This is a genomic window from Streptomyces amakusaensis, from assembly GCF_039532665.1.
Taxonomy (GTDB): Bacteria; Actinomycetota; Actinomycetes; order Streptomycetales; family Streptomycetaceae; genus Streptomyces; species Streptomyces amakusaensis.
In genome coordinates, this window is sequence record NZ_BAAASB010000007.1 from 283,778 (window position 1) to 310,225 (window position 26,448).

Genomic DNA, 26,448 nt, shown 5'->3' on the forward strand with positions numbered 1-26,448 from the left:
GCTGGGGTGCTGCGTGCTGCGTGTTACGGAGTGGGTCCGGCCGGAGGCCGGAGCCCGGCTCTAGCCGAGGACGGCGAGCGCGTCGATCTCGATGAGCAGCCCGGCGGGCAGGCCGACGTAGACCGTCGTACGGGCGGAGGCGGGGGCCTTGAGGCCCTGCTCCTCGAAGTACGCGTTGTAGATCTCGTTCATCTCGGCGAAGTGGTCGACGTCGGTGAGGTAGACGCGCGTCATGATCACGTCGTCCCAGCTCGCGCCGCCCTCCTCCAGGATCGCCTTGACGTTGGCGAAGGTCTGGAGGGTCTGCTCGCGCAGGGTCGGGCCCGCCGGGGTCGGGGGCTGGCCCTCGACGGCCGGGAGGAAGCCGACCTGACCGGCGACCTGGAGGATGTTGCCCTTCTTCACGCCGTGCGAGAACTTGGCGGGCGGGGCGGTGTGGGTGGAGGGCGTGATCGCGGTCTTCTCGGTCATGGTGCGTCCTTAGCGTCTGTTCAGTGAGGGCTGTTCAGTGAAGGCTGGTCGGGGCGGGCTCAGTGCGGGGTGCCGGAGCCCGAGTACTCCCGGCTGATGGCGTCGGCGGTGCGCCGCACCAGCGGGAGGAGGGTGAGGAGTTCCTCGGCGGTGACGACCACATTCGGCGCGGAGACCGACATCGCCGCGACGACCCGGCCGGCCGCGCCCCGGATGGGTGCGCCGATGCAGTTGATGGACTCCTCGTGGCCGCCGAGGTCGGTGGCCCATCCCTGCTCGCGGACGGCGGCGAGTTCCTTGAGGAACGCGGCGGCGTTCGGCGTCGAACGGGATGTGTACATGGGGTAGTCGAGCTTGTCGGCGATGGCGCGCCGCTCGTGCTCGGGCAGATCGCCGAGGAGGAGCTTGGCGACGGCGGCGACGGTGATCGCGACGGGCTTGCCGATGCGGGAGTACATCCGTACCGGGTAGCGGCTCTCGACCTTGTCGATGTAGAGGACTTCGCTCTCCTCGTACACGGCGAGGTGGACGGTGTGTCCGATCTGCTCGTTGAGGGTGACGAGATGGGGGTGGGCGACGTCGCGCACATCGAGGTTCTCGACGGCCTCCTGGGCGAGGGCGAAGAGCCGGGCCCCCAGGCGGTAGCGCTGGTCCTGCTGGCGGTAGACGAGACCGTGGTCGTGGAGCGTACGCAGCAGTCTCAGCGCGGTGGACTTGTGGACGCCGAGGCGGTCGGCGACCTGTCCGAGATCGGCGGGTCCCTGGGCGAGCAGCGGCAGGATGCTCAGGGCGCGGTCGACGGTCTGGCTCATGGGGTACGTACCTCCTCATCCTCGGCCGAGGTCCAGCCGGGGCCGAGACGAAGTGTCTTCCAGGTCTCGTCGTCGAGTGCGACGAGCCGGTCGGCGTGGTCGGCGCCGGGGGGTGCGGTGAGGTCGCCGGGGACGGTGAGGGTCGCGGCGGCCCAGAGGTGTCCGTGGCGGAGGAGGGCCTTCGGGGCGAGGCCGCGGAGCCGGGCGGAGAGATAGCCGGCGGCGAAGGCGTCGCCCGCCCCGACGGGGGCGACGACGTCGACGGCGGGGGCGGGGGCGAAGGTGACCGTGTCCCCGGCGTCCGGACCGGCCCCGGCGGGGCGCTCGAACATGGTCGCGCCCCGCGCGCCCTGCTTGACGACCAGGACGGCGGGTTCGGGGAGGGCGGCGCGGACCGCCTCGGGGCCGGCCAGGCCCCAGGCGGTCTCGGCCTCGTCGTCGCCGACGAAGACGAGGTCGGCCCCCCGGGCCAGCTCCAGCAGGACCCGGGGACCGGAGTCCGCGCGCCAGAGGCCGGGGCGGTGGTTGACGTCGAAGGAGATCAGCGGGCGGCCGGCGCGGGGGGCGGTGAGGGCGCGCATCAGGGCCAGGCAGTCCTCGGAGAGGGCCGCGGTGATGCCGGAGACATGGAGCACCCGGGTGGCGTCGAGGCTCTCGGGCGGGACGGTCTCGGGGGACATCGCCGAGGCGGCCGAGCCGCGCCGGTAGTAGACGACCTCATGGGCGTCGGTGGAGCGGTCGGTGGCGGTGCGGAAGTAGATCCCGGTGGGGCGGCGGGGGTCGCGGCCGACCGTGGAGGTGTCCACTCCGTACGCCCCGATCGCCCGGATCAGATGGTCGCCGAAGCCGTCCGAGCCGACCCTGCTGACCCAGCGCACCCGGTGTCCGGCGGCGGCGAGCGCGCACGCGGCGTTGGACTCGGCCCCGCCTATGGCGCGGGCGAAGGAGGGGACGTCGGCGAGGCGTCCGGGCTGTGAGGGAAGGAACGTGACCATGGACTCGCCGAGGCAGATGACGTCGGCGACATCCACGGCTCCGGTTCCGGTCAGGCTGCTCACCCTGGGGCTCCTCGCGGGGTCTGGGGCGGTCGGATCCATTGACCCGACGCTGCGCCGGATGTTAGACACCATTGAGCGATATACGCAATGAGTGTTGCACATGATGCAACGACGAGGGAGGACCCATGTCCGCCGACCAGCTCGGCCCGCTCCGCCGGGAACGTGTCGACCACCGGTTCAAGGCGCTGCCCCCGGACGCCGAGGGCCTGACCGTCGGCGAGCTGGCGGCCGAGCGGCGCAATCTCTTCACCGGCGGCTTCACCACCCCCGTCCTCGCGCTCTCCGCCGAATCGGTCGAGCACAACCTCGCGCTGCTCCAGACCTACTCCGAGCGCCACGGACTGGTCTTCGCCCCGCACGGCAAGACCTCGATGTCCCCGCAGCTCTTCGCCCGCCAGCTGGAGCGCGGCGCCTGGGGCATCACCGCCGCCGTCCCGCACCACGCCCGCGTCTACCGTGCCCACGGCATCGACCGGATCTTCCTCGCCAACGAGGTCGTCGACGCCGCCGCCCTGCGCTGGATCGCCGGCGAGCTGGCCGACCCCGGCTTCCGGCTCATCTGCTACGCCGACTCCCTGCGCGGCGTCGAGCTGATGAACGAGGCCCTCACCGAGGCCGGCGCGCCCCGCCCGCTCGATGTGGTCGTGGAGCTGGGCGCGGGCGAGGGAGCCCGCACCGGGGCCCGTACCGAGGCCGAGTGCGCGGCCGTCGCCGACGCCATCGCCGCCGCCCCGGCGCTGCGGCTCGTCGGGGTCGCCGGATACGAGGGCGAGGTGCCGAACGCCGACGACGACAGCGTCCGCGCCTGGCTGCGCCGGATGATCGCGCTGGCCGCCGACTTCGACCGGGACGGCCGCTTCAAGGACACCGACGAGATCGTCGTCAGCGCGGGCGGCAGCGCCTGGTTCGACGCGGTCGCCGATGTCTTCGCCGAGGTCCCGGAGCTCTCGCTGCCGGTGCTGAAGATGCTGCGCTCGGGCGCGTACATCTCCCACGACGACGGCCACTACCGCCATCTCACCCCCTTCAACCGCGTACCGGACGAGGGAGCGCTCCAGCCCGCCTTCCGGCTGTGGGCCCAGGTCGTCTCGCGCCCCACCCCCGCGCAGGCCTTCCTCAACGCGGGCAAGCGGGACGCCGCGTACGACCTCGACCTCCCCGAGGCGCAGGCCGTGCGCGACGCCCGCACCGGCGAGATCCGCCCCGCCGACGGCATCACCGTGAGCGGTCTCTCCGACCAGCACGGCTGGGTCCAGACCACCCCCGAAGCGGATCTGGAGGTCGGCGACTGGCTCGGCATGGGGCTCTCGCACCCCTGCACCTCCTTCGACAAGTGGCAGCTGATTCCGCTGGTCGAGGCCGACGGCACGGTCAGCGACTACATCCGCACGTTCTTTTAGACGGCCCCTCAGGCAGAAGGAAGCGGAGCTATGGATCTCGTCATCCGTGACACCCGTGTCATCGACGGCGGCGGCGGCCCCTCCTACCGCGCCGACGTCGGCATACGCGACGGGCGCATCGCCGCCATCCGCCGCGAGGGCCGTCCGGCGCTCTCCGGCACACGCACCCTCGACGCCGCGGGGCTCGCCCTCTCCCCCGGCTTCATCGACATGCACGCGCACAGCGATCTCGCCCTGCTGCGCGACCCCTCGCACGAGGCGAAGGCGGCGCAGGGGGTGACCCTCGAAGTCCTCGGCCAGGACGGACTCTCGTACGCCCCGGTGGACGTGCGCACGCTCGACGGCGTGCGCCGGGCCATCAACGGCTGGAACGGCGGCGGGCCCGGCGACGACTCCGTGGACTTCGACTGGCGCACCGTCGGGGAGTATCTGGACCGGCTCGACCGGGGCATCGCCGTCAACGCGGCGTATCTGATCCCCCAGGGCACGGTCCGGATGCAGGTCGTCGGCTGGGACGACCGGCCCGCCACCGACGCCGAGCTGGCGCGGATGTGCGAGCTGGTCGCCGAGGGGCTGGAGCAGGGCGCGGTCGGCATGTCCTCCGGGCTGACCTACACCCCGGGCATGTACGCCAAGGACGCCGAGCTGACCGAGCTGTGCCGGGTGGTCGCCTCCTACGGCGGCTACTACTGCCCGCACCACCGCTCCTACGGCGCGGGAGCGCTCCAGGCGTACGAGGAGATGGTCGCCCTCACCCGCGAGGCGGGCTGCTCGCTCCACCTCGCCCACGCCACCATGAACTTCGGCGTCAACAAGGGCCGGGCGGGCGATCTGCTGGAGCTGCTCGACACCGCGCTGGCGGACGGCGCGGACATCTCGCTGGACACCTACCCCTACACCCCGGGCTCCACCACCCTGGTCGCGGTGCTCCCGAGCTGGGCCGCCGAGGGCGGTCCCGAGGCGCTGCTGGGACGGCTCGGGGACGACGCGACGGCCGAGCGGATCCGCCACCATCTGGAGGAGATCGGCTCGGACGGCTGCCACGGGGTGCCGATGGAGTGGGAGACCATCGAGATCTCCGGGGTCTCCGACCCGGCGCTCGCCGCCTATGTCGGCAAGACCGTCGAGCAGTCGGCGCGCGAGCGGGGCGAGGCCCCCTGGGTGACCGCCCGGCGGCTGCTGATCGAGGACAAGCTCGGCTCCACGATCCTCCAGCACGTCGGCCACGAGGAGAACGTCCGCGCCATCATGCGCCACCGGGTCCACACCGGCGGCAGCGACGGCATCCTCCAGGGCGCGAAGCCGCACCCGCGCGCCTACGGCACCTTCCCGCACTATCTCGGCCGGTACGCGCGTGAGCTGGGGATCCTCTCCCTGGAGGAGACGGTCGCCCATCTCACCTCGCGTCCGGCGGCCCGGCTGCGGCTGCCGGACCGGGGTCTGGTCCAGGAGGGCTACCGGGCCGACCTGGTCCTCTTCGACCCCGAGACGGTCGCGGCGGGCTCGACCTTCGAGTCCCCGCGCACCCTGCCGTCCGGCATTCCGCATGTGCTGATCGACGGGAAGTTCGTCATCGAGGACGGCGTACGGACGGATGTCCTGGCGGGCCGCTCCGTCCGCCGCACGCCCCGCGACTGACCCGTTCGGGCCGTTCGGGCCGTTCGGGCCCGTTCGGACCGCGAGCCTCAGGCGGGGAGCCCCGGCACGATCTTGCCGACCACATCGGTGACGGGCTGGAGCGCCCCGCCCGGCGGGGGCTTGAGGAGATTGCGGTCGACCTCGCCGGCCGACTTCTTGACGGGGTGCGGGGCGGCGGTGGCGGACTGGGCCGCGCCCGCGGCCGAAACAGCGAGGAAAAGGGCGGCGAAAGCGACAGTGGCTGTTCTCTTGTGACAGATCATGCGCTGTGCAACGCGCGGAGGGGCGACGAGTCACGTTCCGGCCCGTATGGCACTTCCGACACCTGTGCCACTACGGCATGCGCGGCCACTTTCGCGATGATCCGTTACCGCCCAGCGGCTCCGGCGTTGAAGGGGCGTGACGGTCGCAAGCCCTGTGGCCGATGTCCCGAAAATCGCAAGGAGAAACTGATGTCGCGTTTCGCCAAGGCCGCTGCTGTCGTCGCCGGCTCGGGCGCCCTCCTGGTCGGCGGCGCCGGTATGGCCATCGCCGACGCCGGAGCGCACGGCGCCGCCACCCACTCCCCGGGTGTGCTGTCGGGCAACCTCGTCCAGGTCCCCGTCAACATCCCGGTCAACCTCTGCGGCAACACCGTGAACATCATCGCGCTGCTGAACCCGGCGTTCGGCAACACCTGCGTGAACGCCTCCGAGGGCGGCGCGTACTAGTCCCACCCGGAAACACCCCGCGTCACCCCGTATTACCCCGTATTACCCCGAGCACTGTGGCCTCCTCCTTCGGACGAAGGAGGAGGCCACAGTCCTGTCCTGACGGGGTTCAGACGTAGCGGTAGAGGCGGGAGTGGTCCAGCAGCCGCGAGGGCGGTTCGTCCCAGGGCGGCATCGGGTCGTCCAGCGCGAAGACCCGCCCGGCCTGCGGATCCGGGGCGGCGACCCGGGCACGGGGCTGATAGCCGGCCCCGGGGCGGGCCCGCTGCCAGCGGTCCCACAGCAGGTCGATGAAGGCGTGGTGCAGCCAGAAGACCGGGTCGTTGGGAGAGGTCGCGCCCAGCATGAGACCGCCCACCCAGCGATGGACCCGGTTGTGGTTGCGCCAGCGCGCGGAGTCCCCGGTGCTCCAGCCCTCGACGGCGTTGCGGAAGCCGGAGGTCGCGGTGGAGTCCCAGGGGGCCGCGTCGTAGTGGGGCTCGGCGAGCGCGCCCGCCACCTCCTCGGCGGTGGGCAGGGCGAGCGGCGCGGAGGGCCGGCCGAGATTGCGGGTGAGGTACTTGCCGTCGGTGATCCGCGAATCGATCCGCCAGTTCCCGGCGGAGTACGCGAAGGGGCCGGTCATCACCTGCCGGTCGCCCGTCCGGCCGGTGCCGCCGAGGAAGTCGTCCGCCCAGAGCGAGGAATCGGGCGTACGGTCCACCGTCCAGTCCCAGTAGGGGATGGTCACCGAGGGGTCGACCCGCTGGAGCGCGCTCTCGAACTCCAGCAGATAGCGCCGGTGCCAGGGGAAGAACGACGGCGTCATATGGGCCGCCCTGGGCCGGCTGTCGCCGTCGGGCACATAGAAGTCGTCGTGCATCCTGACGAACTCGTCGTAGACCCCCGAACGCTTCAGCTCCAGCAGCGCGTCGATCAGCCGCCGCTTCTCGGCGGGGGTCAGATTCCGCTGATTCTTACGGGTGTGCACCGGTGCCGCTCCTGTCCTCAGAGTCCCGTCGCGGCGGCGGCCAGCCGGGCGGTCCCCAGCTCGTCGACCGCGGCACGGGCCGCCTCGCGCAGCGTCGGGAACGACTCGTAGTGGTTGACATGGCTGAGATAGCTGCCGTCGGCCCGCCGCATGACATGCAGCGGCCGGCCGTCGATCCGGACCTCGACGCCCGGCGCTCCGCCCGGCGTCCCGCCCACCGCGCCCGCCGGGACCATCACGGTCGCGGTGCCCTGGATGTGCCGCCCCCGGTACAGCTCCGCGAACCGCTCCAGATCGCGCCCCGGGCCCGGGGCGCGCCGCTGGGAGCCCGCCGGGTCGCGGGCGACGAGCAGGGGCGCGAGCGCACCGGCCGCGCCGGCGACCACGCCGACGGTGAAGACCGTCCGCAGGGCGGCGCGTCGGGACAGCGGGCGGTTGAGGATACGCATGGTCGGTCCGTCCTGTTCGACCTCGCCGTCCGGTCGGGGACGGCCGTGCACCGCCCTGTCAACGAGACGACGGCGAAAGGGTTCCTCTTCCGGGTGGCACGCACCCGGACGGCGGTCACCGAAACGCGTGCCCGCCGTCCGGGGGAAGGTCGCGCGAAGGGGGCAATCCCCGGCCGCCGGGCCGTGTCGGCCGGGGACGCCGCCGGGCGGTGGGCCAGCATGGCCGCCCCGCCCTCAGGAGGTCATGACCGTGGAAGCCCCGCTCAGCACCGGCGAGGCCGATCTCGCCGACCCGTCGTTCTGGCGGCTGCCGCGCTCCCGCCGGCTGGCCTCCTTCGCCCTGCTGCGCACCCTGGAGACCCCCGTCCGCTTCGGTGCGGGCCCCGGGTTCTGGGCGCTGGTGAAGCACGCCGACGTACGGGCCGCGAGCCGCGCCCCCCAGCACTTCGCCAGCGCGCCGGGGGTCACCACGCCCGAGCCGGCGGCCTGGGCCAAGGCCGTCTTCGGCAACTCGATGGTCAACATGGACGGCCCCGAGCACGCGGCGCTGCGCGGGATCGTCTCCCGGGCCTTCACCCCCCGGCTGCTGGCCGCCGCCGAGGAGAACGTACGGGAGACCGCCCGGCGGGTGACGGAGGAGATGGTGCGCGACCAGCCCGGGGACTTCGTCACCTCGGTCGCCTCCCGGATGCCGTTCGAGGTCATCTGCGACCTGATGGGCGTGGACGGCCGGTACCGGGGCGAGATCGCCCGGCAGATCGACGAGGCGTCCCGGAACGTGGGCGTGGGCCGCCGCCGGATCCGGGTGCCCGGGCGCGGGCTGCGGGCGCTCGCCCGGCTGAATCTGACGATGGCGAGGCTGGCGCGGGAGCGCCGCCGCCGGCCCGCCGACGATCTGATCACGGCGCTGGTCACCGCCGATGTCGACGGCGCGGCGCTCTCCTCCCGCCAGCTCGGCGCGTTCTTCTCGCTGCTGCTGGTCGCCGGGGTGGAGACCACCCGCAACGCCGTCACGCACGGACTGGCGCTGCTCTCGGCCCACCCGGAGCAGCGGGCCCTGCTGGCGGGGGACTTCGGGCGGTACGCGGACGGCGCGGTGGACGAGATCGTGCGGCACTCGACACCGATCATCCAGTTCCGCCGTACGGTCGTCGCCGAGTGCGAGCTGGGCGGGCGGGTGTTCGTCCCGGGCGAGAAGGCCGTGCTCTTCTACGCCTCGGCCAATCGCGACGAGGCCGTGTTCGACGACCCCGACGCGTTCGACATCACCCGGGATCCCAATCCGCATCTGGGGTACGGGGGCGGCGGCCCGCACTACTGCCTGGGGGCGCATCTGGCGCGGCAGGAGATGAAGGCGCTCTTCGGCGAGCTGCTCGCCCGGGCGGACGGTCCGCGCGCGGCGGGGGCGATGGAGCTGATCGACTCCAGTTTCGACAACCGGGTCCGCTCGCTGCCCGTCGTCTTCGGCCCGGCCGGCGCTCCGGCCGCGACGGCGGCCGTGGTTCCCGGTTAGCCGCGCAGCCGGCTCACCGGGAGGAGGGCGTGCGCGGCGGACAGCAGGGTGTCCTCGTCGCCGACGTAGGACTGGAGGAGTTCCTCGGTGAGGGGCTCGCCCGGGGTCGCCTCGGGCCAGGGGCGGGTGCTGATGAGCAGATGGGCGTGGCCGCGCGACTCGGCGGCGGCGAGCCACTCGACGGGGGCCGGGCACTGGGCGCTCAGTCCGGGCATGTTGAGGACCGCGCGACCGCCCTGGACCAGCAGTCTGATCGGCGAATTGTAGGAGGCCGGGGTGGCGTCGGTCAGTGTGCCGTCGACCGCGAGGCCGCCCTGCCGGATCAGCCCCTCCAGGGCGGTGACACCCGCCTCGGGCCCGCCGTCGCCGTCGCCGAGGGAGTAGACGAGCAGATACGGCATGTCGTGTCCGGCGTCGGGGTCGCCGGTCCAGGCCAGCATCGACACTGTGCCCAAGTGGCCGCGCTGGACAGTGTTCTTGGCAGAGTTCGCGAGGGTCATGGCTCGGCACCCTAGTGCCCGGTCAGGTCCGGCGGCCCCCTCCGTTCACCTGGATGGGGGAAAGCGGAGCTGCCAGGCGAGGGACCGGTCTCCGAGGACCGTGTGAAGACGTACGATCCGTGCCCGCTCCGGCACTTCGAAGACCAGCCAGCCCTTTCTCTGTTCGCCCACCGAGAGGGTGTTCCAGCGCAGCGGGGCCCCGGTGGTGAGGGTTCCGGTGGTGACCGGGCGGTGGCGTTCGCCCGTGTCGTCGACCACCCAGGCGCGGGCTCCGGCCACCTCGTGGGGCTTGCCGCCGAAGTTGAGCAGGGTGACCGCGAAGCCGACCCACCGGGAGCCGCTCGCCGGGCGGTCGGCGGCGCGGACGCCGACGGCGGGGTCGACCTGGCCGACGACCGAGACCCGCAGATGGGTCCCCGACCCCCGGCCGCCGAGGTCGGCGGAGTCCCCGACCCAAGCCGCCGCGGGCTTCGCGGCGGCGCGGGCCGGCTTCTCGTCGGAGGCGGCGGCCGGGACGGCCGGGGCGGCCCGCGCGCGCGGCGGGGGGTCGGTGAGGGCGTCGACGGGGTTCTGGCAGGCGGTGAGGCTCATCGCGAGCGCCGACAGCAGCAGCACCCGGGCAATGTGGCGCATCGGTCCCCTTCAGCAGGCCGTTTTCCGTATCATCACCGCCTTTCGCCGGGAAGGGCCGCTGCGGGGCACGTGTCGCGTCCGGTGTCGCCCGGAGGGGCCCCGGGGATGCCGGGGAGCGCGGCCCGGGGGCAGCCCGGGGGCGTACCCGCCCGGTGGCCGGGGTCCGGGGCCGCGCGGGGGTGGAGTACGGCCGCTCACGGCCCCGAGGACCGAAAAACCGTTCCCTCACTACTTCCCCGTGCGGGGCGTGCGGTGACCTCGCCCCGGGTGCGGGCGTTGGCCGACGTATGGCGAGAACTCCCGAAGCCGGCCGCTGGGAACGGGTGCGGCCGCTCACGGCCCCGAGGACCGATCCGTACGTCCGGCCGCCGGGGGCGGACGAGAACCCGATCTACGACCGGCTGGCACGGGAGTGGAGCACGGCGGGGCGCACCCTGCCGGGGGCGGACGACGGGGAGTGGGGCCTGCTGACCCGCTTCCCGCAGCTGCCGGGGTTCCCCGAGTTCCCCGGCGGCGGCGTGCACGCGGGCTGAGGGAGCGTCAGCGCTCCCGTACGGAGTGGGGCGCGGCGGCCGGCTCGGCGGGCCGGGGCAGCCGGACGTCGGCCCGGTCGCGGAGCCTGCGGCGCGCCCCGGCGACGAGCCGGTGGGCGGTGAAGGTCGCGCCGTGCACGAAGCGCATGGACGGGCCGAAGGAGGGCGCGGCGAGCAGCCCCGCGAAGAACAGCCCCGGGCAGGAGGACTCGAAGCCGGCGCTCAGCTCGGGGGCACGGCCGCCGCCGACCGTGGCGACGGCCCGCCGCAGCGAACTGTCGAGCAGCCGCAGCCGGTCGAGGTCCGGGGTGAAGCCGGTCGCGGCCAGCACATGGTCGCTCTCGACGACCACCGTCTCCCCGTCGGGCGCGCCCAGGGTCAGCAGGACCCTTTCGCCGTGCGCCGCCGCGCTCCGCAGCCCGTGCCCCAGCAGGGCGGGCACCCGGCGCTCGTAGCGCTCGCGCAGCCACCACGCGCCCGCCGGGCCGAGTGCGGTGCGGGCGATGTGCTCCCTGGTGGACGCGGGGAGTTTGCGTACCGCCCACGGGGTCTCGGACCAGACCCAGCTGGTCCAGCCGGTGCCCAGACCGCTGTGCGGGGTGCGCAGCGAGCGCAGCATCCCGCGCTGGAGGGGCTCGGGCGGGGTGTTCCAGTTCAGCCGGGCCCTGCGGGCGACCAGCCGGGGCCGCGCGCCCTGTTCGGCGAGGAGGGTCGCGGTCTCCAGCGCGGCCTGGCCCGCGCCGAGGACGGTGACGTCCTGGCCCCGGAAGCCGCTGAGGTCGCGGTGGCCGCTGCTGTGCGAGACCTGGTGGGCGGGGAGGGCGGCGAGCTGCTCGGGGAGCTGGACGAAGGGCATCACACCGACGGCCAGGACGACGGTCCTGGCGCGCACCCGCTCGCCGTCGGCGGTCTCCACCCGGAAGCCGTCCCCGGCGGGGGCGACGAGGGTGACGGTCCGCTCGTCGACGGCGGGCACCGCGTGTTCGGCGAACCACATGCCGTACTCGGTGAACGCGGCGATGGGCAGCGGGGTGCCGTGCACGGCGTCAAAGCCGTGCTCCTCGCTGAAGTGGCGCAGCGTGTGCGCGGCCGAGGGGTCGGAGAGATTCGACGACCAGGGCTCCGACTTGAGGTACATGCCCTCCGGCATGTGGTCGCGCCAGGAGGCCATCGCGCGGCCGAAGACTTTCAGGCTCATTCCGGCCGCGGCGGCGTGGGCCGCGATGGAGAGTCCGTAGGGTCCTGCGCCGATCACTGCCATGTCGTACACGGTTGGTCCGTTTCTTCGCGGTAGGGGACGGTCGGTGGGAGGGGGAAGGTCGGTACGGGTGGACGGCGCGGGGCTCACGGGGTGCGCGCCGCCGTGCCGCCCTGTCGGGGCGGCGGGGGCCGGTGCGTACGGGCGCGCGGGGCGCGCAGGACCGCGCGCAGGGCGGTCCGCAGCCGGTGCGCGGCCTTGGCCAGGCCCCGGCCGGTCCAGGCGGCGGCCATGGCGAGGAAGGGCAGCGGGTCGTCGCTCGCGTACCAGGCGGTCTCGACGCCCGTACGGGGAGCGGTCGCCGTGCCCGGGGCACAGGGAGCGGGCCGGGCGGAGCGGTCGCGGAGCGAGACGAGCGCGGAGAGCAGCGCGTAGTTCTCGGCGACGAAGACCCGGCCGGGGCCGCCGCCCGCGCTGGTGACGCGCTGGCCGGTGAGGTCGAGGTAGAGGGCGCGTACGACGTCGAGTCCGCCGGGCTCGGTGAAGAGCCGGAACTGCGCGCCGGGGCGCGGATTGGCGTCGAGCAGCTGGTGGACGCCGGTGGCGGGGTCGCGGCGGAAGTCGAGGTCGAGGATGCCCCGGTAGCCGACGTGCGAGACCAGCCGCAGCGCGGCCCGCTCCACCTCGGGGTTGGGCTGCCAGCTGCCCTTCGCGGTGAGTCCGGTGCGCACCGGCCAGGACAGCTCCTTGCGGCCGCTGCCGCCGAGCAGACAGACCGTGCCGGAGGGCCCGCCGGAGAAGCAGCCGTGGAAGAACCAGTCGGTGTCGGGGGCGTCCGGCAGATAGCGCTGGAGGAGGAGCCGACTGCCCGCCGCGCCCGCCTGTTCGCAGAGTTCGCGGGCCGCTCCCGGGGAGCGTACGAGGGTGGTGCTGCGGAGTCCGGCGGCGGCGGGCAGCAGCCAGGGGTGGGTCCACTTCGCCACCAGGGGCAGTCCCAGCCGCCGTACCGCGTCGGCCGCCTCGCCGGGGTCGGCGGGCACGAAGGTCTGCGGGTGGGGGATGCCGGCGGCGGCGCAGAGCGAGGCGAGTTCGGCCTTGTCGGCGAGGCGGCGGGGCAGCTCGGGGGGCTGCTCGGGGAGGTGGAAGCGGTCGCCGAGCGGGACCGCCCGGGCGGCGGTGTGGATGGCGCTGACATCGTCCATGGCGATCAGCACCGCGCGCCGGCCGATCCGGTCGGAGATCCGCAGCAGCAGCTCCACCAGCGCGTCGGGGCCCACGGGTTCGGCGGGGCCGACATGGGCGCGGTGCAGATGGCGGGAGCGCGCGACGGGGCTGCCGGCCGACTCGACCACGGCGTGCACCTCGACGCCCGCGCGGCCCAGCGAGCGGACCGCGCCGAGGGTGCCGTGGTGGAACGGATTGCGGTCGAGGCGCAGCACCAGGGCGGGCGTGCCCGCGTCGAAGGGGCCTCCGGGCGGAACGCGGGTGTCGTACGGCACTTCGGCCGCGACCCCGGTGTCGAAGGGTGGCATCAGCGTCACAACTTTCACCTGGATGGTCCTGGAAAACCCGGCCCGTTCTCACGAATTACGCACTGACGGGATGTCAATCTGCGAATTAGTAACACTTTCTGGCTACGGTCGGGTACGCCACCATGGGGCCGGAATTCCAGACCGGACAGCACGTATACGGCTTTCTCTAGGAGGAGCAATGACTCGTCGACGCCGGTTCACCGGTACGTGCGTCGGAACGGTCGCCGCCAGTCTGCTTGTTTCGACGGGAGTATTCGGAGAACAGGCGGCGGGCGTCGCACGCGCCGAGGAGAATCCGGCCCCGGCGCGGGCCTCGGCCCCGGCTTCCGATCCGGTGCCGAGCGCGGTGCCCGCGCCGACCGCGACGCCGGTGCCGGCATCCGCGTCACCGTCCGCGCCGCCGTCCGCGCCGCCCCTGGTGCCGGCCTCGGTACCGGGAGCCTCATCGGTCGCGATGGGCGCCTATCTCGACTACGGCCCGGCCGGGGTGTGGCGCATGGAGCAGCTCTCGCGGTGGCTCGGCGGCGCGGAGCTGAAGGCCGGTCACACCTATCTGCCGGGCGACCGCTGGAGCAATATCGAGGGCGCTCCCGACTTCCTGACCGAGTGGGCCCGCTGGCGGCGCGGTGCTGACGACCGGATGTTCGTCCTCAATGTGCCCATGCTGGAGCGGAACGAGGACCGGCTGCCCGACTGGTACGTACGGCTGCTGCTGCGGGCGGGGGCGGCGGGGCGGTACGACCACCACTTCCGGGCGCTGGCCGAGCGGCTGGTGGCGCTGGGGGTGCCGGACACCGTGGTCGTCCTGGGCTGGGAGATGAACGGCACGACCTACACCCATCGCTGCGGCCCCGACCCCCGCGCGTGGAAGACGTACTGGAAGCGCATCGTCACGACGATGCGCTCGGTGCCGGGGCAGAGCTTCCGGTTCGACTTCGCGCCCAACCGGGGCAAGGACGCGATTCCCTGGCCCGAGTGCTACCCCGGTGACGATGTCGTGGACATCATCGGGATGGATTCGTACGACCAGGCCCCGGGACGGACGTTCGAGGAGCAGGTGAACACTCCGTACGGACTTCAGCACCAGGTGGAATTCGCGGCGGCGCACAACAAACTCATCTCGTACCCGGAATGGGGATTGTTCCGCAACGGGGACAATCCCGATTACATGCGGGGCATGCTCGAATGGATCGAGCGGCACAAGCCGCTGTACCAAACCATTACGGATTACTGCCCGCACGGTGTCTGGCAGTGCGATGACAACCCCAAATCGTCGAAGGTCTTCCGGACGATGCTCTTCGCGAAGCCGGGACCGGTGCCGCCGGAGCCGGTGACGCCGACCCCGCCGGTGGTGCCCACTCCGCAGGTGCCGACGCCCACACCGCCCCCGGTCCCGGCGGTGCCCTCGGCGCCCTCGGTGCCATCGGTGCCCTCGATCCCGACGCCGACCGCGACACCGACGCCGACACCGACGCCGGTGGACCTGCCGGTCCCGGTCCCGGCCCCGGTCCCGGCCCCGGTCCCGGCGCCGACCGCGACGACGAACCCGGTACCGGTACCGACGCTCGTACCGGCGGCGACGCCGACGCCTCCGGCGGTGGTGCCGACACCGACACCGACACCAACGCCGCAGCCGGCCGATACGACACCGGCTCCCACCCGGACGCCCGAGGAACCGTCGCCCTCGCCGGTGCCTCTCCCGTCCCCGGTCCCGTCCCCGCCGCCGCTCGTCAAGCCGGTGCCGAACCCGCTGCCGCCCGTCGCACCGCCCGTCGCGCCGACCCCGCCGCCCGCACCCGCACCCGCACCCGCATCCCAGCTCAACTCCAAGAAGTGGTGCGTGCCCCTGGACCTCGGGGACTGGGTGGCCCAGTGGGTCCCCCGGCGGGAGTACTGCGTGACGGTCCCGTGGCCCTCGGGCTGGCCCTTCGGCCTCTCGGACGACTAGACGACGGCGACGGCGACGGCGACAGCGACTGGCGGGCTAGGGCGATCGCAGCCCCGCCCGCCAGTCGTTGAGCCGGGCGCGCCACAGCTGCGCGGCGGGGAGCCGGGCGTTCACGGCGCTCGCCGCGCGATCGCGCCAGGCGGCCCGCGCGGTGTGCAGCCGGAGCAGCGGTTCGAGTCCGGGCGGGGCCATCAGCAGCCGCTGGTTGGCCACCGCCTCGGGCCGCCAGTGGTTCTTGTACGCCTCGTCCCCGCGCAGCAGGCTCACCACCCGGCGGCCCGACGCGGCGGCGGCGTCGGCGTCGTGGCGGAGCAGCATCGTGGCGACGTCGACCTTGTCCTCCCTCAGCCCCGGGTGCGCGCCGTACAGATATCCGCCGGTGAGCCGCCCGGACAGCAGCGCCACACTCGCCGCGACGACCTCGCCGTCCCGGCGGTACTCCGTCAGATCGGCCGCCCCCTCGCGCACCATCCGGCGGGTGGCCCGGACCAGATGCTCGGCGAACCGGGGCCGCAGATGCTCGACGGTGACCCCGCGCCCGCGCCACTGGAGTTCGTGGAGGCGCAGCAGATGCGCCATGGCGGCGGGCACCTCGTCCTCGGTCACCGTGCGGTCCTCGATCTTCAGCGAGTCGATTCTGCGGAGTTTGGCCCGCACCCGCTGGGCGCGGTGGGCCGGGAGCCGCTGGAGCAGCTCCGCCATGGGGGCGGCGGGCAGCTCCAGACAGACCGAGTCGGCCAGCCTGCGCCGGCCGCCGCGCCAGCTCTCGTAGAGCCGCTCGGCGGCGGCTCCGGGCCGTACCTCGCGCAAATCGGTCACCGCGCCCGGGGCGGCGCGCCGCACACCGTCCGCCAGCGCCCCGATCGCCACGTCCCGGTGCTCGTCGTCGACGAGGATGTCGCCGTAGTCGGAGATCGCGCCGCCGAGGAGGACGAGCAGGGGCATCGGGCGGTGGACGAGCATGAGCGGCGCGGCGGCGATCAGCCGTCCGTCCAGCCGTACGAGCACGGTCCGCAGCCGGCCGCCCGCCGCGTACGAGAGCCACCAGGATTCCAGCCAGGCGTGGTTCTGGAACGGGGTGGCGTCGGCGCAGCGGCGCTGGAGGGCGTCCCACTCGGGCCGCAGCCGGGCGAACGCGTGCCCGTCGCGGCAGAGCGCGACGGTCGGCCCGGCCCCCGCCCGCCCCATCAGACCCGCTCCCGCTCGACGGCGTCGCCCGCCCCGGCCGGCGCGGGGACGGCGGCCACGGCGTTGCGGGGCAGCCGCCGGGGGCGCACCAGCAGGACGAGCGCGCCGATCAGCGCGCCGGCCGAGCCGCCGACCGCCGTGGCGATCCGGGGCGAGGCGGACGAGGGGTGGGCGGGCGGGATCGCCTGGGAGAAGCTGACCAGCTGGACGCCGGTGCTCTTGGCGATCTGATTGCTGCTCACGAAGATCGCGTCGGCGACGGCGTTGGCGATGTCGGCGGCCTCGGCGCGCCGCTCCGAGGTGCCGGTGATCGCGATCATCGGTGAGTCGGGGGAGGTCTCGGTCCGCACCTGGGCGCGGAGCGCCTTGGCCGGGATGCCGACGGCGACCCGGGCGTAGGCGATGGTGGAGTCGCTGGTGGCGATGCGGCCGTACGCCTGGGCGAAGCCGAGGGCGGCGGCGGGCTGGGTGTCCTTGGCGGGGACGGCGACGACATAGCTGGTGGCGGCGTACTGGGGGGTGACGAACACCCCGTACGCGGCTCCGCCGGCCGCTCCGGCGAGCGCCAGTACGGGCAGCGGCCACCAGCGGGGCAGCGAGAAGATCCGGCCGACGAGGCGTCTGATCCGCCCTCGGGGGGCGGGCTCCGGGGTCTCGGACGAGTCGGTCATGAGCGTGCTCTCTCCGTCGGGTGGTGGTGATGGGTGGGGTGGTGGGGCGGATCGGCGAGCAGGCGCTCGTAGAGCGCCGTGAGGCGTTCGCCGGCGGCGGCGATGGAGTAGTGCGCCGCCGCGGCGGGCGGCTCCCGCAGCCCCGGGGCGGCCCTCCGCCGCTTTCGCAGCTCCTCGGTCAGCTCCCCGGCCGAGTCGCCGATCCGCAGGCTGCCGGGGGCCCGGCCGGGCGGCAGGTCCTCCAGCGCCGGGCAGACGCGGTACAGCACGGGCAGCCCGGCGGCGAGCGCCTCGACGACGGCCAGCCCGAAGGCCTCCTCGCGGGACGGGGACACGAAGACGTCGAGCGCCGAGAGGACTTCGGGGACGTCCGCGCGCGCGCCGAGGAAGTGGACCCGGTCTCCGGCGCGGAGACCGGCCGCGAGCGCGCTCAGGGCGGGGCGCTCGGGGCCGTCGCCCGCGAGGAGGAGACGCGCGCCGGGGAGGTCGGCGACCGCGCGGATCAGCAGGTCGAAGCGTTTGCCGGGGACGAGCCGCCCCACCCCGCCGACCACGAAGTCATCTGGTTGCACGCCCAGTTCGGCGCGGAGCGCGGAGCGCGCGGCCGGATCGAAGCGGAACCGGTCCGCATCGACTCCGTTGGGGACAACGTGGACGCGGTGCGCGGGCACCCCCCAGGCCCGCAGCCGGGCCGCGACCGTCTCGGAGACCGCGACGGTCGCCGATCCCAGCCGTTCGGTGGCCAGATAGAGCGCGCGGGTGGCGCGGGTCAGCGGGCGGCCCTCGATCTCCGCCGCGCCGAGCGAGTGCTCGGTGGCCACGAGGGTGCGCACGCCCGCGAGGTGGGCCGCGATCCGTCCGTACACACAGGCCCGGTAGAGATGGGTGTGAACCAGGTCGTAGCGGCCCTCGCGGATCACCCGGACGAGCCGGGGCAGCGCGCCGAGGTCGCGGTTGCCGCCCATCCTCAGATGGGTCACCCGGAACCCGTCGGCGCGCAGGCCGTCCGCGACCGGGCCCGGGTTGGTGAGGGTCACGACGTCGCAGTGGAGGGGCAGCCGGCCCAGCAGCAGCCGCAGTTGCTGTTCCGCGCCGCCGATCCCCAGCCCGGTGATCACATGGAGTGCCCGCACCGGCCGGCTCACAGCCCCAGCCGGTGCCGCAGCCGCTTCAGCCCGAGCCGTGCGGCCCGGTCGGCGTGGCTGACATGGGTGCGGGGCAGGGCGTACGCGCCGGTCAGCGCGGCGGGCGGCCGGATCGCGCAGGCGTACGCGTATCCGGCGGCGCGTACGGCGTCCGCGACCCGGGCGTCGACCGTGCCGTACGGGTAGCAGAAGCCGGCGGGTTCCTCGCCGGTCAGTTCGCGCAGCCACTCCCGGCTGCGGGTGGTCTCCTCGCTCAGCACGGCGTCCTCCACGGCCGTCAGATCGACGTGGTAGAGCCCGTGGGAGGCGATCTCGGTCCCGGCGGTCGCGGCGGCGCGGATGCCCCGCTCGTCCAGCAATGGCTTGCGGGGGCCCCGCGGGTCCCAGACGTTGTCGCCGCCGAGCCGTCCCGGCAGGACGAACAGGGTGGCGGTGCAGCCGTGCCGGCGCAGCACCGGCAGGGCGGCCTCGGTGAAGTCGGCGTAGCCGTCGTCGAAGGTGAGCCCGACCAGTCCGTGGGACCGGCCCCGGGCGTGCGCCCTGAGCAGGGTGTCGACGCCGACGCCGGTCAGCCCGAGCGCGCGCAGCCGGGCGAGCTGGAGGTCGAGCCTGGCGGGGGCGACGGTGATGCCGTACGGGTCCTCGGCGGGGTCGGCCACCGAGTGGTACATCAGGATCCAGGGCCAGGAGGTGGCCGGGGGGCGGGCGGGTCGGGTCGTCGCCGTGTCAGCGGACATGACGGATCCTCTGTCGGGTGAGGGCCAGCAGGTGGACGATCTCCGGGGCGCGCAGGGCGAGTCCGGCGGCGGCGAAGACGGCGGGTACGAGCAGGGCGCCGAGCGCCAGGCTCAGCAGCGGGTCGGCGGTGAGCGGGGCGGCCAGCCGCCCGGCCAGGGCCGCCGCGCCGGCCGCCGCGCCGAGCCGGGCGAGAGTGCGGCCGATCGCCCCGACCTCGATGGCGACCACCCGGGAGCCGAGCCCGAAGAGCAGCAGCAGCGCGGTGGCGCAGATTCCGGCGGCGTTGGCGGCGGCGATTCCGTACACCCCCCACGGTCCGGCGGCGGCCGTTCCGGCGGCGACGGTGACGATCAGTCCGGCGGCCATCGCGGCGAACGGGTACCAGGTGGGCCGCCCGGCGGAGAAGAAGGGCCGGCCGAGCGCGCCGACGAGGGTGTGGCCGAGGAGGCCCGCTGCGTACACCCGCATGACGGCGGCGGTGGTTCCGGTGTCCTCGGCGGTGAAGGCCCCGCGCTGGAAGAGGACTTCGACCAGCTGGGGCGCGTACCCCAGGATGAGCGCCGTGCCGAGGAGGACCACCAGGCCCGCGAGGGCGAGGTCGTTCTCGACCCGGCGGCGGGCCCCTTCGCGGTCGCCGGCGGCGACGGCCTTGGCGATCACGGGGAAGGTGACGGTGCAGAACATCAGCGACAGCACCATCGGCAGCTGCGCGACCTTCTGCGCGTAGTTGAGATGGGAGATCGCCCCGCCGGGGAGCGAGGAGGCGAGGAAGCGCTCGACCAGGACCTGCGACTGGCGGCCGGCCGCGAAGAGCATGATCGGGGCGACGACGGCGAGGCCGACGAGCGGGGGCGCGGGGCGGGGTCGTCCCGCGCGCCGGGGGCGGCGGGCGCGCCAGGCGGTCCGGCGGAGGAAGGCGGGGAGCTGGACGAGGACCATCAGCACACCGCCGACGGCGACTCCGGCGGCGGCGGCGCGTACGCCCCAGAGGGAGTTGAGCAGCAGGGTGGTGCCGATGATGCCGATGTTGGAGGCGATGTAGACCCCGGCGGGCGGCAGGAAGCTCCCGTGGGCGCGCAGGACGGCGCTGAAGTAGCCCGCGGTGCCGTACGAGAGGACGGTGAGCGCGGTGAGACGGGTGCAGTCGACGGCGAGCGCGGGATCGGCGAAGCCGGGGGCGAGGGCCCGGACGAACTGGGGGGCGAAGAGGATCAGCAGCCCGGTGAGGGCGGCGAGCGCGCCGAACAGCCGGGGGAGGGTGGCGGCGACCAGTTCGCGCACGGGGTCCTGGCCGCTCGTGCGGGCGGCGGCGGCGCGGCGGGTGATGGCGTGGCTGAAGGCGGGGACGAGGAGGAGGGCCATCGCGTCCTCGATGAGGAGGGTCGCGGCCATCTCGGGGACGGTCCAGGCGATGAGGAAGGCGTCGCTCTCGGTGCTCGCGCCGTAGATCCGGGCGATGGTCTGGTCGCGTACGAGCCCCAGCACCGCCCCGGCGACGGTGAGTCCGGCGGTGACCGCCGCCGCCCGCGCGAGGAACCTCCCGAGCGGCGGGGGTCCGGGTTCCTTCGCGGTGGCGGTGGCGGCCGGTCCGGGTCCGGGTTCGAGAACGGGACGCGGGGGCACGGACTCCGGGGCCGGGGGCGTCGGGCCGGTCACGCGGCGGTCGTCGCTTCCCGGCCGGTGACGGCGGCCCCGGCGACCCCGGTGGCCCCGGCGGCGGGGGCCAGCGCCCACCAGGCCGCCAGGCCCAGGACGACGCCGGTCAGCACGGTCGAGGGGCCGCCGATGTCGGCGTAGAGGAAGTCCACGGTCTGCCAGAGCATCAGCGCCACGGCGATCAGCCCGCAGTCGCCCGCCGTCGCGGGCCGCCGCCCGTGCCGCCCGGGCGCGCGCCTTTCGCGTACCAGCCGTGCCAGCCGCACCACCCCGGCGGTCAGGATCGCCGCCCAGCCGCCGGCGAAGGCGGTGAGACCGATCAGCCCCTGCTCGCTGAGGATCAGCAGATACATGTTGTGCGGCGAGAGCAGCGGCTGGTGCCGGAAGGCGAAGCCCGCGCCCGCCGTGTCGGCCGCCGAGGAGAGGCCGATCGAGGCGTGGCCGTCGCGGTGGGCGGGGAAGCCCTTGAGGCCGACGCCGGTGGCCGGGCTCTGCCGCCACATGCTCCCGGCGGCGGCCCACATCGCGTAGCGGTCGGTCACCGAGCGGTCGGGGGCCTCCGTGACCCGGGTGATGCTGCCGACCCGCTCGGAGATCAGCTGGGAGCCCGCTCCGAGGCCGCCGACCAGGACGACCACGGCCGCCGCCAGCACGGCCAGCGTCTTCACCGCCCGCCGCAGACCGGTGAGCGCGAGCACGACCGTACCGGCGGCGGCGGTGGCGATCCACGCGCCCCGGCTGAAGGACAGCGCGAGCGGTACGGCGAGGGCGGCGGCGAGGGCGAGCGCGGCGGGGCGCAGCCAGTGGGGCGCGTTCGGGGGCGGGAGCAGGGCGATCGCGGCGGCGGCCAGCAGCCCGTAGGCGACGACGGTGGCCATGCCCATGACGTCGGTGGGGCCGAAGGTGCCGACGGCGCGGATGTTCTCGCCCATGTAGGACGCGCCGGTGGCGGTGGCGTACTGGTGGAGTCCGAGCGCGCCCTGGACGACGGCGAGGGCGACGAGCGCGGCGGCGAGCAGCCGGACGTCCCGGGCGTCCCGGAGCGAGAGCAGCACGGCGGCCGGGACCAGGACGAAGACCTGGAGATGGCGGACGAGTCCGGGCAGCGCGGCGGCCGGGTCGGCCGCGGTGACGGTGGCGAGGGCGAGGGCGGCGACCGGCAGCGCGAGGACGAGCGCGGCGGCCGGGGTCAGCGGGCGGGCGCGCGTCCGGAGCAGCCGGAAGGCGACGAACAGCACGAGGGCGGCGGAGGCGAGGTCTGCGGGGGCCGGGCCGCGCGAGCCGAGCCCGTCGCCGGCCGGGAGCGGCGCGGCGAGCAGCAGCACGGTCGCGAGCAGCGGCAGCAGCGGCAGCCAGTGGGCCGGGCCGGGCCGCCGCCCGGGCGGGAGGCCGGTGGCCCTCACGGCGGCGGGTGCGGACTGGAGCAGGGCCATCGCTCAGCTGCCTCCGAGCCGCAGGAGCGAGGCCGCCGTGCGGGCCAGGATGCACACGTCCCGCCAGGGCGACCAGGTCTCGATGTAGTGGTTGTCGAAGCGGGCCCGTTCCTCGATGGAGGTGTCGCCGCGCAGCCCGTGGATCTGGGCGAGGCCGGTGATTCCGGCGGGCATCCGGTGGCGGGCCTGGTAGCCGGGGTGGACATGGCTGAACTTGGCGACGAAGTAGGGCCGTTCGGGCCGGGGCCCCACCAGGCTCATGTCGCCGCGCAGCACATTCCACAGCTGGGGCAGCTCATCGAGCGAGGTGCGGCGGAGCAGGCTGCCGGTGGTGGACATCCGGCGGTCGAAGGCGACGTTCCACAGGGTGGCGGACTCGTGTTCGTCGGCGGGGCTCAGGGTGCGGAACTTCAGCAGAGTGAACGGTTTTCCGTCGAGGCCGACGCGCTCCTGGCGGAAGATGACGCCGCCGGGACCGTCCGCGACGCGCACGGCGAGCGCGCAGGCCGCCATCACGGGCGCGGCGAGGATCAGCGCGGCGGCGGCGACGACGGTGTCGATGACGCGTTTGACGGCGCGGGCGACGGGCCGGTGCAGGGCCGCGCGGAGCGGGCGTACGGAGAGTCCCCACAGATGGTCGTGGCCGACGGCCCGGCTCCAGGCGTTGCCCGCGGCCGCTCCCCCCTCGACCAGCCAGAGCCGGCAGCCGTGCCGGGCGAAGAGCCGCAGCAGCGCGGCGGTCTCGGTGTCGGGGCCCGGCGGTTCGGTGAAGAGCGCGTGCCGTACGGCGTGTCCGCCCACGGTCCGGGCGACGGCCTGCCGGGTGGTGAGGAGGGGCAGCGGTCCGCCGTCGTCGGGGGCGGCGGCGATCTGGCCGACCGGGCGCATGCCGTACTCGGGGCGGGCGGTCAGGGCCCGGGTGACCTGTTGGGCGAGCGTGCCCCGGCCGACGACGAGCACGGACTGCGGCCGGCGCGCGGCGGCCCTGCGGCGGCCCAGGTGGACGAGGCCCCGGGCGGCGCAGCAGAACGCGGTCTGGGTGAGCACGGCGAGGACGAGTTCCCGCCAGCCGATCGCGTACCGGCTGTCGTGGGCGGTCAGCGCCTCGGTGAGGACGAGCCACTGGAGCAGGGCGAGCCCGGCGACGGTGGGCGCTTCGGCGAGCGCGGACGGGGAGAGGCTGGGGCGGTACAGGCCCCGGCAGGCGTGCAGGGCGGGCTGGAGGAGTACGAGCAGGGCGAGTACGGCCGGCGGGAGGTGGCCGGGGGCCGGCAGCAGTGCGGCGGTGAGCGCCGGGGCGAGCGCGTCGGCGGCGAGCAGCGCGGCCACCGGTCCGCGCCCGCCCGCGGCGGGCCGGGCCGGGGAGAGCGCCCTGGCCCGGGGGCGGGCCGGGCCGCGCGGCGGGTGCAGGGCGGTGGTCACGGGTCCGGCCCCGGCCAGGGGCCGGGCGGTGTGGGGCGCTGGAACGCTCTCCGTCGTCATCGCTTGGCGCTCTTCCTGGTCGGGGGGTGGTGCGGCAGCAGTAGGTCCCGGTAGAGGTCGAGTACGGCGGCTGCGGTGGTGCGCACATCGCCGGTGGCCCGGACGTGGGCCCGGGCCTCGCCGCCGAGCGCGGCGCGCAGCCCGGCGTCGGTGAGCAGCGCGGCGACGGCCGCCGCGAGGGCTCCCGGGTCGCCCGGCGGTACGAGGCTGTGCCGCCGGTGGCCGGGCGGGAGGCTCTCGCCGGCCCCGCCGACGTCGGTCACCACGACGGGCCGTCCGCAGGCCATGGCCTCCAGCGGGGCGAGCGCCATGCCCTCCCAGCGGGAGGGGAGCACGAGCAGGTCGGCGGCGCGCAGCCAGGGGCCGGTGTCGGGGACCGCGCCCGCGAACAGGACGCCGGGGGGCGCGTCGCGCACGAGGTGTTCGCGGTCGGGTCCGTCGCCGACGAGCAGCAGCCGGGCGGCGGGGACACGGGCGAGCACCCGGGGCCAGGCGGTGAGGAGGGTGTCCTGTCCTTTCTGCCGGCAGAGTCGGCCGACGCAGACCACGAGGGGCGCGTCGGCGGGTACGTCGCGGAGGGCGGCGAGGGAGGCCCGTGCCTGGCGGCGGTCGTCCTCGGGGGCGAGTCCGTCGGCGGGGGCGAAGTGGCCGAGGTCGACGCCGTTGCGGATGACGGCCCAGCGGGCGGCGATGCCGGCGCGTTCGCCCGCCCGGCGCTCGCTCTCGCTGACGCACAGGGTGCGGGTGCTCCAGCGGGTGGCGTACCGCTCCCAGGTCAGCGCGGCCCGGGCGGCGCGGCCCGCGACGGCCTCGAAGGACCAGGCGTGCGGCTGGAAGACGGTGGGGACGCGCCCCCTGACGGCGAGCCGGGCGGCGAGGCCCGCCTTGGCGCTGTGGGCGTGCACCAGATGGGGCCGGCCCCGGCGGATCAGCCGGCCGGCGGCGAGGACTTCGAGGGGGAGCCCTGGGCCGGGTTCGCGCACCGCGTTCCACAGGTGCACCCGGGCGCCCGCGGCCTCGGCCCGGTCGGCGAGTTCGCCGCCGGGCGGGCAGGCCACGATCGCCCGTACTCCTTCGGCGGTCTGCGCCCGGACCAGATCGGTGACGACGCGTGCGACTCCGCCCTCCACCGGCTGCACCAGATGGAGAATCGTCGGTCGGCTCGGCTCGGTCCGGCTTTCTTGCGGCACGTGCGGCTCTCTTGGGTGGCTCGGGCTCGGCTCGGCTCGGACGAGCGGTGCGGCGGCGGGGCTGCGGCGGGGCGGGGTTCAGCGGCGGGTGTCCGTCTGCGCGAAGAGGACGCCGAGGCCGTATCCGCCCGTCCCGGCGTCGAAGCGGAAGGTGAGACGGGTGCCGCCGGCGGTCAGCGCGGGCCCGATGTCGAACACGTCGGAGTCGTAGCCGAGGGTGTTCGCGTGGGCGGGCTGCCGGCTGATCGCGCCCTCGGGTCCGGTGATGGTGGAATTCATGACATCGGTGGCCGGATTGGCCGTGTCGGTGAGTCCGAACGCCGTCGCGCCGTCCGCCCGTACGCTCACCGCGTCGCCCTTCTCGCCCCGGTCCCCGTCGTAGGAGACGAATCCGGCGCGGCCCTTCGCCCCGGCGGGGACACGGAGTCCGGAGAGGCTGATCTCCTGGCTCTCCCGGTCCGTGCCGAGCGCCTCGAATCCGTCCCAGAGGGAGAGATGGCGCAGGGGTTCGGTGCTGTTCTCATAGGCGACGACCAGGGTCCAGCCGCCCCAGGTGCCGACCGTCGAATTTCCCATCGCCACATTGATCTGGGCCACGGTGTAGAGGCCCGATCCGGCGCGGCGCACCAGTGGGGTGATGTCGGCCGAGGCCTGAAAGGCGTCGGCCCCGTCGGCGTCCCGGTGGGCGATTCGGGTGTCGGCGAGTACCTGCTGGTATTGGCCGCCCTGTTCCGCGATGAGAACGCGCCCGTTGTCCTCGGGCGGCTTCTGTTCGCCGGCCAGCAGATTTCCGCCCCAGTACAGCCGGGCATAGGTCACCGTGGAGTTGCCCGGGATCGCGAGCCGGGCGCGGCTGGAGTTGTAGGTGTTGGGGTCGTCGTCCTGGTCGATGTAGTACATCTCGAAGTCGCTGTTGACCCCGTCGCCGGATCTCGCCGAGGTGCAGGAGGGCCCTGACGTGCTCGTCGGCGAGGTGCAGGTGATCGAGGAATTCGCGGCACGGACGATGCCGCCGTGGTGCACGGCCTGATAGCGCTGGGCGAAGGGAATGCGTTCCGATTCCGGCTGGCCGGACACGTCGACGGCCATGGGGGCCGATACGGGAGAGGTCTGCGAAGCGGCTGCGGAATGGGGCTGGGCCGACAGTGTCACGGCCGGCAGCGCGAGCAGGAGAACCGCTCCCAGAACACCTCGGGCGGTGAGGCCGGTCGGTCTCGGCATGACTGGCTCTCCCTGTTCGATCTACATGACAAAAACAGGAGTGCAGTTTGTCAGAAACTAGTCGGAAAACAGGTAGGACGCGCTTGTTGGGCCAATTGGCCGCTCATCACCCCAAAGGCCGGTGATGTTCACGGGCGAGATGCCCGACCGGCCGGGTCGCCCTTTCCCGGGCATTGTGGATTCCCGCCGGAAATATCCCTTCGAGTGATCGGGCACATCCCTTTCCGGCAGGGCTCGTTGAGCGGGACCGCGAGGGCCGTACGGGGTGACGCGCCGTCACCCTCCGGCGGCGGGCCCGCCGCGGGAGGGCTGCCACAGAACGGCCCGGCGCGCGAGCGGACGGCCGCCGGGCCCGCCGC

Annotated in this window: 24 protein-coding genes and 1 pseudogene; 6 read left to right on the plus strand and 19 right to left on the minus strand. The window is 74.2% G+C overall.

The genetic code is table 11. The features are described 5' to 3' along the window. Positions 1-60: 60 nt before the first annotated feature. Genes ABD371_RS15335 through ABD371_RS15345 form a run of 3 tightly spaced genes read right to left on the minus strand, consistent with a single transcriptional unit; the run spans position 61 to position 2,380 of the window. Positions 61-471, minus strand: a complete 411-nt coding sequence (locus ABD371_RS15335; protein ID WP_344477040.1) for a RidA family protein — start codon at positions 469-471, stop codon at positions 61-63. Between the two features lie 59 nt (positions 472-530). Further along, complete coding sequence (locus ABD371_RS15340) at positions 531-1,283, minus strand: IclR family transcriptional regulator (RefSeq protein WP_190121474.1); 753 nt, start codon at positions 1,281-1,283, stop codon at positions 531-533. Continuing rightward, positions 1,280-2,380 carry a sugar kinase gene (locus ABD371_RS15345; RefSeq protein ID WP_381733089.1) on the minus strand — a complete coding sequence of 367 codons (1,101 nt, stop codon included), beginning with the start codon at positions 2,378-2,380 and terminating at the stop codon, positions 1,280-1,282. The genes ABD371_RS15340 and ABD371_RS15345 overlap by 4 nt, the downstream gene beginning before the upstream one ends. A gap of 86 nt (positions 2,381-2,466) precedes the next feature. Here ABD371_RS15345 and ABD371_RS15350 point away from each other — a divergent pair, with 86 nt between their 5' ends. Both ABD371_RS15350 and ABD371_RS15355 read left to right on the plus strand, forming a co-directional pair. Next, positions 2,467-3,741: an alanine racemase gene (locus ABD371_RS15350; RefSeq protein WP_344477046.1), complete on the plus strand. Its 1,275-nt coding sequence runs from the start codon at positions 2,467-2,469 to the stop codon at positions 3,739-3,741. Positions 3,742-3,768: 27 nt separating this feature from the next. After that, positions 3,769-5,379 (plus strand): annotated as a pseudogene (locus tag ABD371_RS15355) (N-acyl-D-amino-acid deacylase family protein); the annotation flags it as partial. Positions 5,380-5,426: 47 nt separating this feature from the next. Here the strand turns inward: ABD371_RS15355 and ABD371_RS15360 are convergent. After that, entirely contained in the window at positions 5,427-5,642 is a 216-nt protein-coding gene (locus ABD371_RS15360; RefSeq protein ID WP_344477048.1) for a hypothetical protein, read from the minus strand. A gap of 189 nt (positions 5,643-5,831) precedes the next feature. Between ABD371_RS15360 and ABD371_RS15365 the strand changes: the two genes are divergently transcribed. Further along, a complete protein-coding gene (locus ABD371_RS15365; RefSeq protein ID WP_190121479.1) occupies positions 5,832-6,089 on the plus strand; it encodes a chaplin in 258 nt (85 codons plus the stop codon). Between the two features lie 109 nt (positions 6,090-6,198). Here ABD371_RS15365 and ABD371_RS15370 read toward each other — a convergent pair whose 3' ends face one another. Continuing rightward, a complete protein-coding gene (locus tag ABD371_RS15370; protein WP_344477051.1) occupies positions 6,199-7,059 on the minus strand; it encodes a tyrosinase family protein in 861 nt (286 codons plus the stop codon). Positions 7,060-7,076: 17 nt separating this feature from the next. Beyond that, complete coding sequence (locus tag ABD371_RS15375; RefSeq protein WP_344477053.1) at positions 7,077-7,508, minus strand: tyrosinase family oxidase copper chaperone; 432 nt, start codon at positions 7,506-7,508, stop codon at positions 7,077-7,079. 244 nt (positions 7,509-7,752) lie between these two features. Between ABD371_RS15375 and ABD371_RS15380 the strand changes: the two genes are divergently transcribed. Then, positions 7,753-9,021, plus strand: a complete 1,269-nt coding sequence (locus tag ABD371_RS15380; RefSeq protein WP_344477055.1) for a cytochrome P450 — start codon at positions 7,753-7,755, stop codon at positions 9,019-9,021. On the opposite strand, the gene ABD371_RS15385 is transcribed toward ABD371_RS15380, so the two are convergent. Together ABD371_RS15385 and ABD371_RS15390 are read right to left on the minus strand one after the other, a co-directional pair. Continuing rightward, on the minus strand, positions 9,018-9,521 hold the full coding sequence (locus ABD371_RS15385; protein WP_344477057.1) for a DUF5949 family protein: 504 nt from the start codon (positions 9,519-9,521) through the stop codon (positions 9,018-9,020). The genes ABD371_RS15380 and ABD371_RS15385 overlap by 4 nt on opposite strands. 45 nt (positions 9,522-9,566) lie before the next feature. Next, on the minus strand, positions 9,567-10,154 hold the full coding sequence (locus tag ABD371_RS15390; RefSeq protein ID WP_344477059.1) for a DUF4352 domain-containing protein: 588 nt from the start codon (positions 10,152-10,154) through the stop codon (positions 9,567-9,569). 287 nt (positions 10,155-10,441) lie between these two features. On the opposite strand from ABD371_RS15390, the gene ABD371_RS15395 reads away from it, so the two are divergent. Next, positions 10,442-10,687, plus strand: coding sequence for a hypothetical protein (locus ABD371_RS15395; RefSeq protein WP_344477061.1), 246 nt, complete (start codon positions 10,442-10,444; stop codon positions 10,685-10,687). 7 nt (positions 10,688-10,694) lie between these two features. Here ABD371_RS15395 and ABD371_RS15400 read toward each other — a convergent pair whose 3' ends face one another. Further along, positions 10,695-11,957, minus strand: coding sequence for an NAD(P)-binding domain-containing protein (locus ABD371_RS15400; protein WP_344477063.1), 1,263 nt, complete (start codon positions 11,955-11,957; stop codon positions 10,695-10,697). Positions 11,958-12,031: 74 nt separating this feature from the next. Continuing rightward, entirely contained in the window at positions 12,032-13,417 is a 1,386-nt protein-coding gene (locus tag ABD371_RS15405) for a carboxylate--amine ligase (RefSeq protein ID WP_344477236.1), read from the minus strand. Between the two features lie 454 nt (positions 13,418-13,871). Here ABD371_RS15405 and ABD371_RS35860 point away from each other — a divergent pair, with 454 nt between their 5' ends. Then, a complete protein-coding gene (locus ABD371_RS35860; protein ID WP_381733096.1) occupies positions 13,872-15,365 on the plus strand; it encodes a glycoside hydrolase family 26 protein in 1,494 nt (497 codons plus the stop codon). 36 nt (positions 15,366-15,401) lie between these two features. On the opposite strand, the gene ABD371_RS15415 is transcribed toward ABD371_RS35860, so the two are convergent. From ABD371_RS15415 to ABD371_RS15455, 9 genes are all read right to left on the minus strand, one after another. Beyond that, positions 15,402-16,553: a GNAT family N-acetyltransferase gene (locus ABD371_RS15415; protein ID WP_344477065.1), complete on the minus strand. Its 1,152-nt coding sequence runs from the start codon at positions 16,551-16,553 to the stop codon at positions 15,402-15,404. Beyond that, positions 16,553-17,224, minus strand: a complete 672-nt coding sequence (locus ABD371_RS15420) for a YveK family protein (RefSeq protein WP_344477067.1) — start codon at positions 17,222-17,224, stop codon at positions 16,553-16,555. The genes ABD371_RS15415 and ABD371_RS15420 overlap by 1 nt, the downstream gene beginning before the upstream one ends. Next, positions 17,221-18,357 (minus strand): glycosyltransferase, encoded by a 1,137-nt coding sequence (locus ABD371_RS15425; protein WP_344477237.1) that lies wholly within the window; start codon positions 18,355-18,357, stop codon positions 17,221-17,223. The genes ABD371_RS15420 and ABD371_RS15425 overlap by 4 nt, the downstream gene beginning before the upstream one ends. An 8-nt stretch (positions 18,358-18,365) precedes the next feature. After that, entirely contained in the window at positions 18,366-19,106 is a 741-nt protein-coding gene (locus tag ABD371_RS15430; RefSeq protein ID WP_344477069.1) for a polysaccharide deacetylase family protein, read from the minus strand. Continuing rightward, on the minus strand, positions 19,096-20,763 hold the full coding sequence (murJ, locus tag ABD371_RS15435; RefSeq protein WP_344477071.1) for a murein biosynthesis integral membrane protein MurJ: 1,668 nt from the start codon (positions 20,761-20,763) through the stop codon (positions 19,096-19,098). The genes ABD371_RS15430 and murJ overlap by 11 nt, the downstream gene beginning before the upstream one ends. Further along, positions 20,760-22,196: an O-antigen ligase family protein gene (locus tag ABD371_RS15440; RefSeq protein ID WP_344477073.1), complete on the minus strand. Its 1,437-nt coding sequence runs from the start codon at positions 22,194-22,196 to the stop codon at positions 20,760-20,762. The genes murJ and ABD371_RS15440 overlap by 4 nt, the downstream gene beginning before the upstream one ends. A 3-nt stretch (positions 22,197-22,199) precedes the next feature. Then, on the minus strand, positions 22,200-23,678 hold the full coding sequence (locus ABD371_RS15445; protein WP_344477075.1) for a sugar transferase: 1,479 nt from the start codon (positions 23,676-23,678) through the stop codon (positions 22,200-22,202). Continuing rightward, complete coding sequence (locus tag ABD371_RS15450) at positions 23,675-24,868, minus strand: glycosyltransferase (protein WP_344477077.1); 1,194 nt, start codon at positions 24,866-24,868, stop codon at positions 23,675-23,677. Before ABD371_RS15450 ends, ABD371_RS15445 begins: the two co-directional genes overlap by 4 nt. Positions 24,869-24,946: 78 nt before the next feature. Further along, a complete protein-coding gene (locus ABD371_RS15455; RefSeq protein WP_344477079.1) occupies positions 24,947-26,089 on the minus strand; it encodes a DUF3344 domain-containing protein in 1,143 nt (380 codons plus the stop codon). Between the last annotated feature and the right edge of the window lie 359 nt (positions 26,090-26,448).

Coding starts and splice junctions, on each gene's coding strand:
- ABD371_RS15335 (WP_344477040.1), bottom strand. CDS start 471: ATGACCGAGAAGACCGCGATCACGCCCTCCACCCACACCGCCCCGCCC.
- ABD371_RS15340 (WP_190121474.1), bottom strand. CDS start 1,283: ATGAGCCAGACCGTCGACCGCGCCCTGAGCATCCTGCCGCTGCTCGCC.
- ABD371_RS15345 (WP_381733089.1), bottom strand. CDS start 2,380: ATGGATCCGACCGCCCCAGACCCCGCGAGGAGCCCCAGGGTGAGCAGC.
- ABD371_RS15350 (WP_344477046.1), top strand. CDS start 2,467: ATGTCCGCCGACCAGCTCGGCCCGCTCCGCCGGGAACGTGTCGACCAC.
- ABD371_RS15360 (WP_344477048.1), bottom strand. CDS start 5,642: ATGATCTGTCACAAGAGAACAGCCACTGTCGCTTTCGCCGCCCTTTTC.
- ABD371_RS15365 (WP_190121479.1), top strand. CDS start 5,832: ATGTCGCGTTTCGCCAAGGCCGCTGCTGTCGTCGCCGGCTCGGGCGCC.
- ABD371_RS15375 (WP_344477053.1), bottom strand. CDS start 7,508: ATGCGTATCCTCAACCGCCCGCTGTCCCGACGCGCCGCCCTGCGGACG.
- ABD371_RS15380 (WP_344477055.1), top strand. CDS start 7,753: ATGACCGTGGAAGCCCCGCTCAGCACCGGCGAGGCCGATCTCGCCGAC.
- ABD371_RS15385 (WP_344477057.1), bottom strand. CDS start 9,521: ATGACCCTCGCGAACTCTGCCAAGAACACTGTCCAGCGCGGCCACTTG.
- ABD371_RS15390 (WP_344477059.1), bottom strand. CDS start 10,154: ATGCGCCACATTGCCCGGGTGCTGCTGCTGTCGGCGCTCGCGATGAGC.
- ABD371_RS15395 (WP_344477061.1), top strand. CDS start 10,442: ATGGCGAGAACTCCCGAAGCCGGCCGCTGGGAACGGGTGCGGCCGCTC.
- ABD371_RS15405 (WP_344477236.1), bottom strand. CDS start 13,417: ATGCCACCCTTCGACACCGGGGTCGCGGCCGAAGTGCCGTACGACACC.
- ABD371_RS35860 (WP_381733096.1), top strand. CDS start 13,872: ATGGGCGCCTATCTCGACTACGGCCCGGCCGGGGTGTGGCGCATGGAG.
- ABD371_RS15415 (WP_344477065.1), bottom strand. CDS start 16,553: ATGGGGCGGGCGGGGGCCGGGCCGACCGTCGCGCTCTGCCGCGACGGG.
- ABD371_RS15420 (WP_344477067.1), bottom strand. CDS start 17,224: ATGACCGACTCGTCCGAGACCCCGGAGCCCGCCCCCCGAGGGCGGATC.
- ABD371_RS15430 (WP_344477069.1), bottom strand. CDS start 19,106: ATGTCCGCTGACACGGCGACGACCCGACCCGCCCGCCCCCCGGCCACC.
- ABD371_RS15440 (WP_344477073.1), bottom strand. CDS start 22,196: ATGGCCCTGCTCCAGTCCGCACCCGCCGCCGTGAGGGCCACCGGCCTC.
- ABD371_RS15445 (WP_344477075.1), bottom strand. CDS start 23,678: ATGACGACGGAGAGCGTTCCAGCGCCCCACACCGCCCGGCCCCTGGCC.
- ABD371_RS15455 (WP_344477079.1), bottom strand. CDS start 26,089: ATGCCGAGACCGACCGGCCTCACCGCCCGAGGTGTTCTGGGAGCGGTT.